The 484-nt window shown below is 65.7% G+C and carries 1 protein-coding gene; it reads left to right on the top strand.

What is annotated here, in order from left to right:
* On the top strand, positions 1-421 hold a 421-nt coding region (locus tag WX88_RS31230), incomplete at its 5' end, for a hypothetical protein (protein ID WP_046247517.1).
* Positions 422-484: the final 63 nt, after the last annotated feature.

Raw genomic sequence — 484 nt, 5'->3', positions numbered from 1 at the left:
CATGGTTCTGAACTACAACCTGCTGCTCACCTACGCCGACTGTGACCAAGCTACCGCCGACGTGGACTTTAAACTCGTCGGCCTGGCCGCCGACGATGCGGTCGATACCGCCACCGATGCCCGCGCCACCCGCACCCAAACCACCGTTGGCACCCAGCTCGGGACTGTGAACCGCGAACTGGCCTCCCTCGACTTCCAGCTCACCGACCCCAACCTCGATACGGCCACCCAAGACGAGCTACGCAGCAAGCGCAAGGCCCTGGAGGTGCGCCAGGAGGGCCTGCAAAAGCGCAATGCCACTGTCACCGGCCCCAAGCGCTTCCTCGACGACGCCACCAACGAGGAGGTAGACCTGCTGGTCACGTTCTGGACCAACGTGAAGGCCGGCATCGCCACCCGCCGCTCCGTCCTGTCGGCCTAGCTGCCCCGCCCCCGGTGCCAGCAAAAAGCCCCGCTTGCCAGTCGGCAGCGGGGCTTTTTGCTG

The sequence above is a fragment of the Hymenobacter terrenus genome, assembly GCF_000972495.1.
Taxonomy (GTDB): domain Bacteria; phylum Bacteroidota; class Bacteroidia; order Cytophagales; family Hymenobacteraceae; genus Hymenobacter; species Hymenobacter terrenus.
Note: the sequence above shows the minus strand (reverse complement) of the source record. Positions and strands in the feature narration are given on the sequence as shown.